Source organism: Flavisolibacter tropicus (assembly GCF_001644645.1).
GTDB lineage: Bacteria > Bacteroidota > Bacteroidia > Chitinophagales > Chitinophagaceae > Flavisolibacter > Flavisolibacter tropicus.
This window is the reverse complement of sequence record NZ_CP011390.1, coordinates 4,830,513-4,846,095: the sequence shown is the minus strand read 5'-3', so window position 1 is coordinate 4,846,095 and position 15,583 is coordinate 4,830,513. Positions and strand designations below refer to the sequence as shown.

At 42.5% G+C, this 15,583-nt stretch carries 16 protein-coding genes; 11 read left to right on the top strand and 5 right to left on the bottom strand.

Annotation, left to right across the window (positions count from 1 at the left end; translation table 11 throughout):
* Positions 1-3: 3 nt before the first annotated feature.
* Positions 4-498: a hypothetical protein gene (locus SY85_RS20815; RefSeq protein ID WP_066407237.1), complete on the top strand. Its 495-nt coding sequence runs from the start codon at positions 4-6 to the stop codon at positions 496-498.
* Positions 499-710: 212 nt separating this feature from the next.
* Positions 711-1,451 (top strand): ferredoxin--NADP reductase, encoded by a 741-nt coding sequence (locus SY85_RS20810; protein ID WP_066407235.1) that lies wholly within the window; start codon positions 711-713, stop codon positions 1,449-1,451.
* A 182-nt stretch (positions 1,452-1,633) separates the two neighbouring features.
* Here the strand turns inward: SY85_RS20810 and SY85_RS20805 are convergent, their stop codons facing one another.
* Entirely contained in the window at positions 1,634-2,173 is a 540-nt protein-coding gene (locus SY85_RS20805) for a porin family protein (RefSeq protein WP_082886637.1), read from the bottom strand.
* Between the two features lie 64 nt (positions 2,174-2,237).
* On the bottom strand, positions 2,238-3,704 hold the full coding sequence (locus SY85_RS20800) for a glycine--tRNA ligase (RefSeq protein ID WP_066407232.1): 1,467 nt from the start codon (positions 3,702-3,704) through the stop codon (positions 2,238-2,240).
* Positions 3,705-3,911: 207 nt separating this feature from the next.
* On the opposite strand from SY85_RS20800, the gene SY85_RS20795 reads away from it, so the two are divergent.
* From SY85_RS20795 to SY85_RS20770, 6 genes are all read left to right on the top strand, one after another.
* Complete coding sequence (locus tag SY85_RS20795) at positions 3,912-4,646, top strand: ATP-grasp domain-containing protein (RefSeq protein WP_066407229.1); 735 nt, start codon at positions 3,912-3,914, stop codon at positions 4,644-4,646.
* 243 nt (positions 4,647-4,889) lie between these two features.
* Positions 4,890-5,492, top strand: coding sequence for a hypothetical protein (locus SY85_RS20790; protein WP_066407227.1), 603 nt, complete (start codon positions 4,890-4,892; stop codon positions 5,490-5,492).
* A gap of 603 nt (positions 5,493-6,095) precedes the next feature.
* On the top strand, positions 6,096-7,253 hold the full coding sequence (locus SY85_RS20785; protein WP_066407225.1) for an alpha/beta hydrolase family protein: 1,158 nt from the start codon (positions 6,096-6,098) through the stop codon (positions 7,251-7,253).
* 130 nt (positions 7,254-7,383) lie between these two features.
* A complete protein-coding gene (locus SY85_RS20780; RefSeq protein ID WP_066407218.1) occupies positions 7,384-7,908 on the top strand; it encodes a hypothetical protein in 525 nt (174 codons plus the stop codon).
* A gap of 91 nt (positions 7,909-7,999) precedes the next feature.
* Positions 8,000-8,395 carry a putative quinol monooxygenase gene (locus SY85_RS20775; protein WP_226998926.1) on the top strand — a complete coding sequence of 132 codons (396 nt, stop codon included), beginning with the start codon at positions 8,000-8,002 and terminating at the stop codon, positions 8,393-8,395.
* A 292-nt stretch (positions 8,396-8,687) separates the two neighbouring features.
* Entirely contained in the window at positions 8,688-9,035 is a 348-nt protein-coding gene (locus SY85_RS20770; RefSeq protein ID WP_066407209.1) for a hypothetical protein, read from the top strand.
* 105 nt (positions 9,036-9,140) lie between these two features.
* Here SY85_RS20770 and SY85_RS20765 read toward each other — a convergent pair whose 3' ends face one another.
* The 3 genes from SY85_RS20765 to SY85_RS20755 form a co-directional block, all read right to left on the bottom strand.
* Positions 9,141-9,638, bottom strand: coding sequence for a hypothetical protein (locus SY85_RS20765; protein ID WP_066407207.1), 498 nt, complete (start codon positions 9,636-9,638; stop codon positions 9,141-9,143).
* Positions 9,639-10,074: 436 nt separating this feature from the next.
* On the bottom strand, positions 10,075-11,724 hold the full coding sequence (locus SY85_RS20760; RefSeq protein ID WP_066407204.1) for a M28 family peptidase: 1,650 nt from the start codon (positions 11,722-11,724) through the stop codon (positions 10,075-10,077).
* A 248-nt stretch (positions 11,725-11,972) separates the two neighbouring features.
* Positions 11,973-12,158, bottom strand: coding sequence for a hypothetical protein (locus tag SY85_RS20755; RefSeq protein ID WP_066407201.1), 186 nt, complete (start codon positions 12,156-12,158; stop codon positions 11,973-11,975).
* Between the two features lie 235 nt (positions 12,159-12,393).
* On the opposite strand from SY85_RS20755, the gene SY85_RS20750 reads away from it, so the two are divergent.
* From SY85_RS20750 to SY85_RS20740, 3 genes are all read left to right on the top strand, one after another.
* Positions 12,394-13,089 carry an SGNH/GDSL hydrolase family protein gene (locus SY85_RS20750; protein WP_066407200.1) on the top strand — a complete coding sequence of 232 codons (696 nt, stop codon included), beginning with the start codon at positions 12,394-12,396 and terminating at the stop codon, positions 13,087-13,089.
* An 85-nt stretch (positions 13,090-13,174) separates the two neighbouring features.
* Entirely contained in the window at positions 13,175-13,366 is a 192-nt protein-coding gene (locus tag SY85_RS20745) for a hypothetical protein (RefSeq protein ID WP_148661250.1), read from the top strand.
* A 132-nt stretch (positions 13,367-13,498) separates the two neighbouring features.
* Positions 13,499-15,397 (top strand): AAA domain-containing protein, encoded by a 1,899-nt coding sequence (locus SY85_RS20740; RefSeq protein ID WP_066407196.1) that lies wholly within the window; start codon positions 13,499-13,501, stop codon positions 15,395-15,397.
* The last annotated feature ends 186 nt before the right edge of the window (positions 15,398-15,583 follow it).

Here is a 15,583-nt window from a genome sequence, read left to right as displayed (position 1 = left end):
GATATGAAAAAAATAATACCCTTACTATTCTTTTCTTGTCTGCTTATTTGTTCTTACAGTCAAGCTCAGTCTTATAACATAATTAAAGCTCAAGCTTTCTTTAGAACAAGTACAGCTGGCAATGTACAAGTAGACGAAGATGGGCGTCCTGTCAATAAGGGTATCACCAAAGATTACCTGATCTATATCGAAACCAAAGGGCCTGCATATCCTCAATGGGACCGCGTGTATATAGATGGGTTACCCTATACCGTTCAAACAGTAGAGGTTGCAAATACGCCAGTTAAGCTGGGTACATTAAAAGGGCAAAAAACTACCGTTACTATACATAAAGGCGTCAATAACCAGTTATGGCAACTGGTACTTACATCCCAGAACGAAAGCAGTACTAACAAAACAAAAGCAAAGGCTATTACACTTAGCGGTACGTTTCGCAACAAAAGCATCACGTACCGGATAACCAAAGTGCAGGAATTGGAAAAGCGGTTCAACCCATAAAAAAAGCCAGCAAGAATGCTGGCCTTTAACCTAAACCGTCCGACAAAAAGTATGTTTAATAAGTTCCTATTTTTATTTGAGAAGAGGCCATCACTACTGATTATAACCTCTTTCAACTCATAATTCCAAGTACTATGCCAATAACCATAAACAGTGAATAACTTCTTACTTCTTTTTATGCTGGCCTTTTTCTAATTTGTTAAAAGAAATATATGGCACTACAACCTTGGCGCAAGGGTATCGTTACCCGCATAACCGAAGAAACGTACAATACCCGCCGATACTGGATACAGATACCGGAACTGCCCTCTTTTGATTTTACACCTGGCCAGTTTATCACCTTTGACCTCCCTATTGATGAAAAGCCAGCGCGTCGCTTACGCAGTTATTCGATTGCCTCCTGGCCAGACGGTACCAATACCATTGAGCTTGTTATTGTTTTGCTGGAAGGCGGCGCCGGAACTACCTACCTGTTCAACGAGATCAAGGAAGGGGCAGAACTTACCCTACGGGGCCCCCAGGGTGTGTTTACTCTTCCACAATCAATAGATACAGACCTGATGCTGATCTGCACCGGTACGGGTATAGCCCCTTTCCGCAGCATGATGCATTATATTCAAGAACACCAAGTGTCTCACAAGGATATATACCTGATTTTTGGCACCCGCACGCAAAAAGACCTTTTATATTTTGATGAGATAAAGGAACTGGCAAGCAGCGTAGAAGGCTTCCATTACATCCCCACACTTTCCCGTGAACAATGGGATGGCTGTTGCGGCTATGTACACCCGATATACGAGGACATTATTAAGCAAAAGCAAAACGGCAGTACAGAACTGCCGTTAATGAATTTTATGCTTTGTGGCTGGAAGGTCATGATCGACGAAGCCAAGGAACGTATCCAACGCCTGGGGTATACGAAAAAAGAGATACACCAAGAGCTGTATGGATAACCCCCTGTCCCCCTAAAGGGGAGACTTAGGTCATGGTTTTCCTTTTTATAAATCATTCCTTAAAAAGACAGTGAATAAGAATGCCTCCCTTAGGGAGGCATTCTTATTATAATTTGACTATAATGATGTTTTTTTAACAAAGGTCTTTCTGACCTAAGTCTCCCCTTTAGGGGGACAGGGGGTTAAAACGCATATCCCACACTTACCCCAGCAGATGCCTGGATATACCCATCATAAATAAAGGGCGTAAAGCCTATACGCCAGGTAAAGCCGCCATTTTTAGGCTGACGACGGTACATAAAGGCAGCGGTACCCATAACACTCGTTCTACCGCTATCCATGAAATTATCAAATACATCTATTCTTTTACCTAAGAAGGTAGCACCAGCTCCCACTTCGAAAGTATGTGGCGATTCGCCCTTACCAAATACGTAGTTAACCTGTACTGGTACGGTAACGATGGACATCTGGTCGTAAGTATTCTTTTCCCAATCATAATAATTACCGGAAACAAAGCCAAGGCCTACACGACCACCCCAGCCTAGATTAGTCTTTTTAAACCGACGGTCGATATTAGCGGAGAATAACACCCCTGGGCCACCTAATTCAGCAAAAAAGGTTGTTTGTCCTACAGAGGGTGGATTTTCAGTAGTAGTTTGTTGAGCCGAAACAGAGGATACGGATAAGCATGCAATTGCAATAGCAGAAAGCACTTTCTTCATAAAGTTGAATTTGGTTTGGCAATATAGACATTCTGCCAAACCAAATTCGCTGCCCAAGGAAATGTTAAACCAAGGATTGTAAGATGATTTCTTTCACTTTTGCTACTGGCACACGCTCTTGTTGCATAGTATCCCGGTAACGGATAGTTACCATATTATCTTCTTTCGTTTGATGGTCTACGGTAATACAGAACGGCGTACCAATAGCATCCATACGACGGTAACGCTTACCAATTGTGTCTTTTTCTTCGTAGAAACACTTAAAATGAGGCTTGCACTCGTCCATGATCTGGCGGGCGATCTCTGGCAAACCATCTTTCTTCACCAGCGGCAGAATAGCCAGTTTAATGGGCGCCAGCTTAGCAGGAAACTTCAACACCACACGGCTGTCTTGCTTTTCCGCGGTGCTCAGGTCTTGCTCCTCATAAGCATGGCTTAATACCATCATTACCGTTCTATCTACTCCAATAGAAGTTTCTACTACATATGGAATATAATTACCATACGGCTTACCAGTGGCCTCATCAATATCGTTATCGAAGTACTGCATCTTTTTACGGCTGTACTCCTGGTGATTTTTTAAATCAAAGTCAGTACGGGAGTGAATACCTTCTACTTCTTTAAAACCAATAGGGAAGTTGAATTCAATATCGCAGGCTGCATCGGCATAGTGCGCCAGCTTTACGTGATCGTGAAAGCGGTATTGATCGGCGGGAATACCCAGGCTCAAATGCCACTTCATACGCTCTTCTTTCCAGTATTCATACCACTGCTTTTGAGTGCCAGGGCGTATGAAGAACTGCATTTCCATTTGCTCGAACTCACGCATACGGAAGATGAACTGGCGGGCTACGATCTCGTTACGGAAAGCCTTACCAATCTGGGCAATACCAAATGGTATCTTCATGCGGCCCGTCTTCTGTACGTTCAGGAAGTTCACAAAAATACCTTGTGCCGTTTCAGGGCGCAGGTATACGATATTATCGCCATCCTCGTCAGAGACAGCACCAAACTCGGTAGAGAACATCAGGTTAAACTGACGCACCTCTGTCCAGTTAGCCGTGCCGCTGACAGCGCACACGATCTTATTGTTCTCGATCAAGGTTTTTAAACCGTCAAAATCATCATTTGCCAACAGGCTGTCCATTTGCTTCAGCAATAGCTCTGCCTGCTCCTTCTGGCCCTGCTGCTCCAGCTCATCAGCCTTTGCCTCCAACAGGTGATCCACGCGGTAGCGCTTCTTACTGTCCTTGTTGTCGATCATGGGGTCAGAGAAGTTGTCTACGTGGCCGCTAGCCTTCCAGGTGGTAGGATGCATAAAAATGGCAGCATCAATACCCACAATATTCTCATACATGCGGGTCATACTCATCCACCAATAATCCTTTATATTTTTCTTCAGCTCACTACCCCACTGTCCATAGTCGTATACGGCGCCTAAGCCATCATAGATCTCAGAAGAAGGGAAAATAAAGCCATATTCTTTGCAATGCGATATTATTGCCTGAAACTTGTTACTATCTGTTGCCATGGCGACAAAAGTAAGGCTCTTTTGCTTTTTGGGATAGCGTATAATAGTTAAGTTCCTTATTTCCAAAGATGCTGAGGGCCAACTACTCCCCTTTCACAATCCACCGACAAATCAAACATTGATTATCTTCAACCTTTTGCGCTAATACGGAATACCAAGGCCTGCAAGGGTAAAGACTATTTCGTAGCACCACAAACCGGACTGCTAATGAGAGTATATATCCAAAAAGGATCAGACAACGAATGTTCTAATATCAATTCTTTTATTGCCCTAGATGGCTTCCGGCATCTTGGCTGGGAGATATGCCCCTTTAAAGATGCACGCCTCCTAACTGATAGTCAGCCTGAAGATGTAGTGGTTGGTGGCATTGGAGATATTAAGAGTGCTTTTGAAAATCTGAATATCCCTTTTCCTGACCCTTTAGATTACCCTGAGGAATTACATCCCTTTCTAGGTCGTAAGGTTTGGAAATCCACTGTACACGCAATAGTGCGTAATACCAATCAACGAAACGTATTTATTAAACCGGCAAGGTCACTAAAAACCTTTCCCGGTGTATTGCTTAAAGAAGAACGCGACCTGATTGGTTGCTACAACCCATTAGAGGATATAGAGATCTGGTGTTCTGAACCGGTATCCTTTCTAAGTGAATGGAGATGTTATGTACGCTATGGTAAGATCATAGACGTAAGGCCCTACCGTGGCGACTGGCGCCTTCATTACGACCCTACGATCATTCAGGAGGCGCTGAAAAGCTATACATCGGCACCCAATGGTTATGCTATGGACTTTGGTGTAACGGATAAAGGAGAGACCTTACTGGTAGAAGCCAATGATGGTTACGCACTAGGCTCCTATGGTTTGTTCTCACTTGATTATGCTAAACTGCTTTCTGCACGTTGGGCAGAACTGACTGGCTCAACTGATTATTGCGACTTCTGACAAGTAAGAGTGAAACCCTATTTTATGATTTGTTCATAAACGCTGTTTAATAACATCTGACTTTACTCTTTTAATAGTTTCGTTTTCCATGTTTCCCATTTCACATTACAGCAGAGGCAATGTAAAATCAGAAACATCAAAAACGCAACAGCAAGACATTGCTAATCTCTTTACTATAGCAGATTTCGTAAGTAGTTAAAAGTCTTAGGCAGTTGCTTATATTTACTTGTTGTACGCAATACTATGGATACTAAGTGGCAAGAGATAAAAGAGCAGTTTCGAATCGGAGTGTTTGTATTCTTGTTCTTCTTTGCATTGACTTTTTTTCTAAGACCAATTGATGACAAACATGAATTAAACGAAAAAAAACATACACTAGCATACCGGCCTGCTTTTAAGGCTAGCGCAGGAAAGGGAAAAAACTACTGGATTGAGTTATACTTTAAGGAAGAAGAGGCAAAGTATAAAATATCAGGAATCGATTACAAGTATATGGACTATACTAAATTCAAATCAGAGGTTGATGCCGGAGATACCGTAACCATCCTAACAAAGGATAAAGAAATATACGCCCTTTCTAAAAATGGTTATGAGTACTTGAATTTTGAGGTAGCCCAAATTCATAAGCACAAAAACAAGCTTTTCTTTAGAATCCTTTGGGTAACAGGGTTGGTTGTATGCGCTATCGCTCTGCTTTTCAAAAGACAGCCCTCTATATGTATAAGTGGGAAGAGGTATAAGGTTAGCTTTGGCTGGCTATTAATGATTTGCTTATTAATAGCTTTTTTATTACTTGTAAAGTTTGTTGGCTATAAATATGCTTCGGGGGAGCAGTTTGTAGAATAAGCCATCGCACAACACCCGAGCTTTCCTTTTGTTGCCGTTGGTCGCCGACCCTAAGTGTTCGAATGTTGTTCTTTGCGTTGCTTTGCGCCTTCTTTGCGCGGCTTTGCGGTTGTTTTTTTACCGCAAAGGCCACAGAGAAACCGCAGAGGGGCGCAAAGGAAACTGCTTCAAAGAGTACGCTCTCTACTGTCTATTATAGCTTTCGGACACTTGGGGTCGCCGACCAACGGTTCTATATATCCTAAAACTGTGTCAGCAACTGAAAAGAATCATTACCGTCTTCAAATGCTGCAAAGGAATTGTAATACACTAATGGTGGTTCATTAAGTTCCTTTGTACACGGCAGTAAAAAGTTGCGCGCAATGCTCTCATTAAAGGGACATGCATTAGTCAATTAAAGAACCGTTGGTCGGCGACCAACGGCAACGAAAAAACAACACAGACTCTATCGCTACATAAGCACAGCAAAAAAGGCTCGTCTAACAACCTTGCATACCCGCATTAGTCGAGTAGCTGTTAAACCTGTTATAAAAAAGCGCCTAAATTTGAATGACCAGTCGCCGCCTCGTATAATTTGACTCTTACTGGTAAAAGAAACAGGCTATGAAAAAATTGACTCGCATAGTAACCCTCACTATTTGGGTAGTCTTATCTGGGTGTCATTCAGAAGATTCTGCTGCGCAATATTTCGATAAGAACATATCTCCCTTTCAAGTTTCCAACAATCCTGGCAACTATAGTGTGGGCAGAGTGTGGGAGCATTGGCGAGATCCACAAAGGAAAGAAAGAGAGCTATCCGTTTTTCTTTATTATCCTCTAGCTAACGCCAATCAACAACCGCTGCAACAACCCGTATTACCAACAGAAGCCTGGCAACGGCAACACTTTGAAGCTATGGCTTCCAAATTAGGGGGGTGGGCTGCTAATAAAATGGCACAAGCCACCTTTACAGGAACGAGTCAAAAGGAGAAAGTTCAGGAGAAGCATCCCGTTATTTTATTTTCTCCAGGCATGGGGTGGTTGCCAACCGACTATTCCGAACTGATCCTCCCCTTAGTCAGAAAGGGTTATATCGTAGTAGCGCTGGCCGGCCAGCCTGTTTCGCAAGCAGTGCAATTCCCTGATCAGTCCTTTGGACAGTGGACTGGTGGCCGTATTGATCGCTATGCCTTACAGGCAGAAGATATGCTATTTGCTGTACAGCAACTTGAACGCCTTAATAAGAATAGTAGCTGGCCTCTGGCGGCAGCACTGGATCTAGAAAAAGTGGCTGCTGTTGGACATTCCATTTCAGGTGCTGCCACATTGCTGACAGGTAGCAAAAGCGCCCAGATCAAAGCCCTGGTTAATTTAGATGGCGATGTTATTGAGGCTGCAAAATCCGCACAACCCACTCAACCTATTTTATACATTACTACACAGCCCGATGATGTAGAAGATTTAGCTGTGGAACAATGGGGCACTGAACGCAATGAAAAAAGAAGAGATGGCCAGTTTGAATTCAATTCAGCAAAGGCTGCAACCACTATACGCTTGAAAGTACCCGGCATGTTACACGGCGATTTTTTGGATGCCGCACATTTACCTATGGATTCCATACCTACAAAATATCGAAATCGATTTGGACCTATTGGCGGCAAAAAAGCAGGCGAGCTGACTGTAAATGCTGTTACCACTTTTTTAAACACTATATTTTTCAAGCAAACGGATTGGGCAGCCTTTCAGGCAAACTATAAGAATGTTTTGATACAAATGAAATGATTGCTAGTAGTTTCTCAGTCCACACTTTGTCCCTGCTAACACACTAATTCAAACTTAGGAGACACGGCAGGGGCCTTAAAACTCATAAGCAGTTGCGTATATTTAATTGTCAGCCGTAATTATACTCACTATGCGAATTGGTGTTTTGACTTTACTTTTTGTATTGCTCTATACTCAAGTTGTTGCTCAATCAGACAAGGAAGCAACCCAGACAGACTCTATACTTATAATTAATGGAGATAGGCTTATACCGTTTATGGACAGCTTGAAACAAGCTATTTACACAGACACTATAAAATTCAATCGGTCAAACCTGGTTCATACTACAAATAATACAAGGAATAAAGAACCTTACTCCAGCCTATATATTGTAAATGGACAATATCAGTATAAACTAGACATCATTGAATCTTATCAAGTAGCAGAATTTGTAAATGCAGTACTGAATAGCAGCAAAGTCAAAAGCATTACTGTTATAGAGAAAGCAAAAGTGGATAAGAACTACTTCCCTCATATCCAACAAAATGCAATATTTATTACATTTTACCACCAGGCTAAATTCAATCCCAAAATTGCAGGCCTAAAACGATCACGGAAAAATGGTGGTGATAACTTTAACCAAAGGAAAAAAGGAGAGCCTATGGTTCTACAGTAGCGAGGCTCTCTTCTTTGCAGAGACCTAAACCGATCGATTTTATACAAGAATGAAAAGAAATTATTATGTTCATCAGTAACAACCTAATCAAATGAAACATGGCGCAATTAGTATACTGATTCTTCTATTATCACAAACTGTTTTTGCACAAAAGAATATTATGTTGATACGCTTATCAGAAATTGAAATAGACTCAAGCTATATTGACCAATACAAAACCATTCTCAAAGAGGAGTCCAAAGCATCTGTACAATTAGAACCGGGCGTTATTTCCATTTATCCCATGTATCAGAAAGAGGCGCCAACCCATATAAGGATCCTGGAAATATATGCCAGCAAAGAAGCCTATGAGGCGCATTTAAAGACACCGCATTTCCAAACGTATAAATCTACTACGCTAAAAATGGTCAAATCATTGAAGCTTATAGATATGGAGGCGCTGGATGTGGAAACCATGCCTTTACTTTTCCGTAAACTTAAAGAGTAAGACGATTAAGAACTATAATAGAAGTTCGGTTCCCGCCGTGTCTCCTTTGGGTGGGCTTGTGCACAGGAAGGGACACGGTGGCAGTCGAGACAAGTAAGGCAACCTGCTTTCTTGTATTTCTTCAAAGCAACCACTGAGAAAAGATCCAGTCAGTACTCCTGCTACCGCCGTGTCCCTGCTAACACACTAAGCCAGGCTTAGGAGACATGGCGGGGACCTAAAAAGATGATTTATTCAATATTTCAAATTCCTTGTCATAGAATTGTACTTTACTAAATGCTTAAACTTTAGAATGGAACCAGCTACGCCCTTTACTCTTTTTGGTTATTTTGATATTATACTACTATCGGTAATCATTTTATTCAACATACTGTTGTTGAAATTTGATATAGTAAAGGAGATTAGTTGGAAAGTCATTGTTATTCGCTTTGCTATACTGTTTATCATCTTCCCAATGCTTTCTTCAAAAGTTGAAGTGGCTAATGTCTATAGAAAATTTGAAATAGTTGACGGCTTCAATCTTCTCTATATTTGGTTAAGATGGCCAACCTGGTGGATACTTGGCGCAATTGAAATAACAGCTTTTAACTCAATAATAAACAAAAAGCAAAGGCGAGTAGTAAATAGACACAATACTTAACACCTTGTTTCGCTTTTTCAGACGGCTCTAATAGCCTGGAACATGTGCTGCATGTTTGAACCTGATGTAGCAGCAAAGAATGCTTGACAGGAAAAATGATTACACTTAACCACTCGGCGGTTCCAGTGCTTTTGTACATTGTTGCTGCAAAACACCACTGTCATTCACCCACCAGAAATAAAAATTTATATTTTCGTTTATCCCATAGCGTGACAACGTAGAATGTTGACTATTTATACGCTCCTTACCTCCCAGCCTTTCAAACATTGCTTTAGTTATAACGCCATACTCCATCAACAATTCCAGCATAACCGTTTCCCTACTTTTGCCTGCCATCAACTTTCGATGCACAAGCCCTGTAACCCTACCAATGAACCCACGTACTTTTAATACTGCAGGTAGTTGCTCGTATATTTTCGCAGCCAGCTTACTGGCCTCACCAAACTCCACCGCCCGTTTTCTACTGCCTTCAAAGGCTTTGTCTTCATAGAAGCGTTTTTTATCCAGCGTACCCTTGGTGCGTATACAAAAGACATCCCGCCACTGGTAGTAGAGCAGGTTGCCCTGCCGGCCAATATAGTATTGATTCGTTTGTTTAGCCATACGGTAAGAAGCGGTTTAATACTAAATTATTTAGCAAATCTACCATTCTAACCACCCCTTTCCAAGTCTTCCGCCACCTTTAGTTATACACATGTAATAAAAGCAAACTATGAGCTTTTAGCTGCCGGCTATAAGAAAGAATACCGTGGTCTCGGCAGCACATACTAGCCTTTTTCTACTCTAAAAGGTAAGCCCACTTTCTGCCCCAAGCCTACCAGAGTTCTGACCAACTCCGTATCCTTACGGGGTTGGCTAAAGCTCATCTAGAGTCCGGGTAAGCTTTTGCCAGAAGTCTTATTTAAAACAATAGCTATTTGATTCAACTATGCATCGCCCAATTTTCTCCTAAAACAGCTTTCCTTAAAAATAAAAAGAGGAGGCATTTTCATGCCTCCTCTTTTTATGGTAGTTCGATTATAATTATTCTAAACGATTCTTATTTACTGGCTACACCTTCTTTCTCCGCAGGTCCAAATAAATCGCCTTTATTCCAGGTAGGTCGCGCAGTATTTTGCGCAATGGAATAGCTGATCAAAAAGTTCAACTTCACATAGGTTTTAGCGGCAGCAAAATCAAAGATGCCATCCATACCATCAGCCGCCTGGTGATAGTATTTAGCACGCCATTCTTTTACAAATTTCACCATATCAAATCCTGGTGTATTTGTTTTGTTGCCATACTTAATGTGCAGGGCCGGAATACCACTCATTACAAAACTGTATTGGTCGCTACGTACAAAGCGGTTCTCTGCTGGCTCTGGATCTTTTTCTATATCCAGTCCAAGATGGCCAGCTGCAAACTGCACATTATCCATCAGGCTGGAATGCTCAGCACCCAAGGGCACTACAGATAGCAATGGCGCAATCAAGGTAGGCATATCGGTATTTACATCGGCTACAATAGACGACTTAGGTACTGTAGGATTGGCCGCGAAATAGGAAGAACCAATAAGTCCCATTTCTTCACCTGTTACCATTACGATCAATATAGAACGCTTGGGTTTGGCACCAGAAGATTTATAAACGCGTGCTATTTCCAATAGTGATGCTACGCCCGATGCATTATCATGAGCACCGTTGTAGATAGAGTCGCCATTAACCGGCTTGCCAATTCCTACGTGATCCAAATGCGCAGAGTGCACTACATATTCTTTCTTTAATTGCTTGTCTGATCCGGGAATAAGTCCTACTACATTATAGCTCTCAAAATCGTTGTGCGTAGTAGCATAACTGGCAGCCAGCGTTACAGGCAATTCAAATGAAGACGGTTTTTTGTTTTTAATATCTGCCAATACTTGCTCCAGCTTTTTACCTGAGTTCAGGAACAAACGGCCCAGCAAAGATTTATAACCATTCAACACAAGCGGCAGATTGCCCACAAACCCACGGCCATAAGCAACCGTTTTTTCAGGATTCAAGGCCACATTAGCTTGCAGCACAGGACTGGCGGTGGCAGCCCCACGTGCCATCAGGTTGATACTAACTACACCTGCTGCTCCTTTTTCATACGCTGTTGTCATTTTATTACCGGCATTAGAGAAATGCGCAGCCAGCGTAGAATGCAGGCCATCAGGTACACCGTTTACAAACACCACTATTTTTCCTTTTACATCCACACCCGCATAATCGGAGTAGAAGTTGGGAATTTCTACTCCATAACCCACAAACACCAACTTGCCTTCTGCAACCGCATTGGCTTTCATAGGGTGCGGTGCCGGCGCAAAGTCTTTGGCAAATACCAACGAGTCGATATTGCCATTACCATCTTTCAACACAGCAACAGCCGATGTATTGTTGACAATAGATTTACGCAGGATCAGTTTTTGGGTATATGAACCATTATCGCCACCGGGTGCTACCCCCATTTTTTTATATTGGTCAATCACATAATCCACCGCCATTTGGTAGCCCTCCGTACCAGGAAGACGCCCCTTTAAGCGATCGTCGGCCAGGTAAGCTATATGAGAGCGAATCGTATTGGTATCAATACGATCCATGGCCTGCTGAATGTTTTTAGAAACAGCCGTTTTCTGTGCAGCAGCCTGTAGTGTGGCAAAACTGCTTAAAAAGAGGAGGTACTTGATCATGTGGACAAGATAGAGAAAATGCGGCAGTAATATCTTTAATGCCTATCAACACTATCGTTTTCAATTGAATAGGTTGGTATTTGGAAATCTGAATTCCAAAGCCCAAATTCCAAATGGCATTACACTCAACTACTTAACTGGAACTCGCATAAGCGTACCCTATAAGAAAACAAAGTCCCGCCAAAGCGGGACCTACTGTTTATAGGAATGCACAAGAGAAAAACTATAATCAACCGTCCGAATGAGAATTAGCGTGTTATGGAATGTTTTTGATGATGACGCAAGGCCACTATATCAATAAGGCAAGCCAGAATGAACAAAGCCAGCTGAATGATCTCTTTTTGTTTGTTATGGATTAATTCAGGTACAACACAAAGCGCCACGCCCAGTAACAGGAATGAAAAAATAAAAAGAGTAACAGTTAGTTTTTGCATATGTCGACTTATCTTACCGATAAGACTTCAAATTTCAGCGAAGGTTTAATACCAGACAATCGTATTTCTACGTATGTTGACAAACGGTGGATAGAAATGCCCATTGATTAACTTTTTCTTATGATTGTCTTTAGTAACTAGTAGTGCCACTTACGTATTCGCTTAGCAGTTATTTTCTATTTACTAGATTGTAGTAGGTTTACATTTTACTACCCTTCTAAAACATCCCTAACACATGAATAAACTATTGCTAATCATGCTAAGCTTTCTTTCCTTATGGGCATTTGGCCAGGATGATGCTATGAAAACGGACTGGGCTAACCTTAAACGCTATGCGGCCGACAACAAGCAATTGCCACCACCAACTGCCAAGGAGAAGCGGGTGGTATTTATGGGCAACTCAATTACAGAAGGATGGCGAAAAGCGGATAGTGCTTTTTTTGCCGGCAAGCCTTACATTAACCGCGGTATCAGCGGCCAAACCACTCCTCAAATGCTGCTTCGCTTCAGACAGGATGTAATTGAACTGAAGCCTGCCGTAGTAGTGATCCTTGCTGGCACAAACGATATTGCTGAGAATACGGGCCCCATTACCCTAGAAGCTATTTTGGGAAATATTGTGTCGATGGCTGAACTGGCTAAAGCCAATCATATTCGTGTAGTACTATCGTCTGTTTTGCCCGCCTATTCATACCGCTGGCGCCCCCAGATACAACCTATAGAAAAGATTGCAGCCCTGAATGCTATGATAAAAGAATATTGCACTAAGAATAAACTGGTGTATGTAGACTATTACTCGGCTATGGTTGATGAACGGAGAGGACTGGACAAAAGATATACAAACGATGAAGTACATCCAACGCTTGCTGGCTACAAAGTAATGGAACCACTGGTAGAAAAAGCTATAGCAGAAGCGTTGAAAAGGAAGTAAGCAGCCGTAGTGTCAAACATCCGTACAATTACGGTTGTTTGACATTAGGGAAGAAAGGATTTTTGTACCTGAATATTACAAGTCAATGAAACAGACATTCATTCCCATTTTCATTTTACTGTCTGTTATGCTGTTACTGTTTGCCTTTCTATACTTTTCAGACCCCGGCAAACCAGTAAACCGTACGCGCCCCCAGGCAAAGCGGGTACGGATAGGCATTGTTGATTCTTCATTGAAACTTACAGAAACAGCTGTGCTGGATAGCATTCATGTATAAGTAACGCGTTTTTCCCAACATCAATTCATAGATCGATCAGTAGCCAATTACGCTTCCCAACAGCTCTCAGGTATTAAATAAGGCCTGCCACAAGCCTACACACTGCACATTTCCGTTGATTACCTTTGCCGGATGGATTATTTCAAGAGGCTTAAAGAATTATTACAACTGGAAAAAGAGGAAGACAGACGATCCTACGAACAATTATTACATTATACGCCTGTAGCCGAACGCCGCGAAGTTGGCATGAGCTGGTACCCAGTGGCTATAAGAGATACAGAGATTGGCCGGGGCGACTACCTAACGGTAGAGATTGAACGTACTACCCACCAGGACATTGTTCACCAGCTGCGTTTTGGTATGACGGCCGCACTATTCTCTAATCATGATGCTAAAAACGACCGTATAGAGGGTACCATTTCTTACATCAGCGGTAACCGGCTAAAGATCAGCCTGCGTGTAGATGATCTGCCCGACTGGACACGTAACGGCAAGCTGGGCGTAGATGCGGTGTTTGATGAAAACAGCTATACCGAGATGGAGGCCACACTGAAGCTGGCCCCATTAGTGGCAGAGAAAAAAGAGGAAGGTCACTTAACCCGGCTACTGACCGGTACTACCAAGGCTACCTTTCAACCACTTGAAACTCCCTATATCAACAATCGCTTAAATGCTAGTCAGCAAGAAGCAGTACAAAAAATCCTTTCAGCCAATGAACTAGCGATAGTGCATGGCCCGCCGGGCACGGGTAAGACCACTACATTGGTACAAGCCATTAAAGCGCTATTGCAGCAAGATCGGCAACCCATATTGGTAGTAGCACCCAGCAATGCAGCAGTAGACCTGTTAAGTGAAAAGCTATCTAAGATAAGTCTCAATGTATTACGCATTGGCAACCCGGCGCGGGTGTCAGAAGAACAATTGTCCTTATCATTAGATAGTAAGATAACTGCGCATCCTAGTTTTAAAGAAATCAAGCGTCTTAAAAAGCAAGCCGCAGAGTATCGCGATATGGCGCAGAAGTACAAGCGCAGTTTTGGCCCAGCAGAACGCGAGCAACGCAAGGCATTATACACAGAAGCGCGCAACGTACAGAAGGAAGCTGAACGTACAGAGCAATACATAACTGAAGACCTGCTTTCTAGAGCACAAGTCATTACCGCTACGCTGGTGGGTGCTAATCATTATACGATTCGCCATTTGCGTTACCATACGGTTGTAATCGATGAAGCTGGACAAGCATTGGAACCCGCCTGCTGGATACCTATCCTGAAAGCCAAAAAACTAGTGATGGCGGGCGACCATTATCAGTTACCTCCTACCATTAAATCGGAAGTGGCAGCGCGTAGTGGACTCAGTGAAACACTTATGGAAAAATGTGTAGCTCTTCACCCCGAGGCAGTCGTATTGCTGGAAGAGCAATACCGCATGAATGAAAACATTGCAGGCTTCCCCTCCAGGGAGTTTTATAGAAGTCGCTTACAGGCACATGTGTCTGTAGCACATCATATACTGGCGCCAGATGAAGCACCACTTGTCTTTATTGATACGGCAGGTTGTGGTTTTGAAGAAGCCTGGGAAGGCACCAGTGTGTCAAATCCGGAAGAAGCGGCCTTCTTAATAAAGCACTTGTCCCTACTGGTTAGTCACCTGCAACCGCTATTTGCAGACGCCCCATTTCCTAGTGTAGGTGTCATTTCCCCCTACCGCCACCAGGTGGAAGTATTAAAACAAGCTGTAGCCTCACACCCAGATCTACCCAACACTATTACTGTAAATACCATTGATAGCTTCCAGGGCCAAGAGCGCGATGTGATATACATCAGCATGGTGCGCAGTAATGTGGACAATGTAATTGGCTTTCTATCAGAGGTACGCCGTATGAATGTGGCTATGACCAGGGCTCGCAAAAAGCTGATAGTAATTGGCGATAGTAGTACACTTTCACAGCATGCCTTCTATGCGGACTTTATTACTTATGCCCAGGAAAAGGATGCGTATAAGAGTGCGTGGGAGTTTATGGAGTGGTGAGCAGGTGAATGGTGAGTTATGAGCTTAGAGTCTTCTTGATATCGATAAGGAGCAATCAGCTAGTCATAAATATTTTAATACCAATCACACACTAAAAGTGATTCAGTGAAATTGAAGAATTGACTATCGTTATTGTAAAAAATTGAAACATTTTTTCAATCTTATTCTCTTTGAATAGCAGAGCTC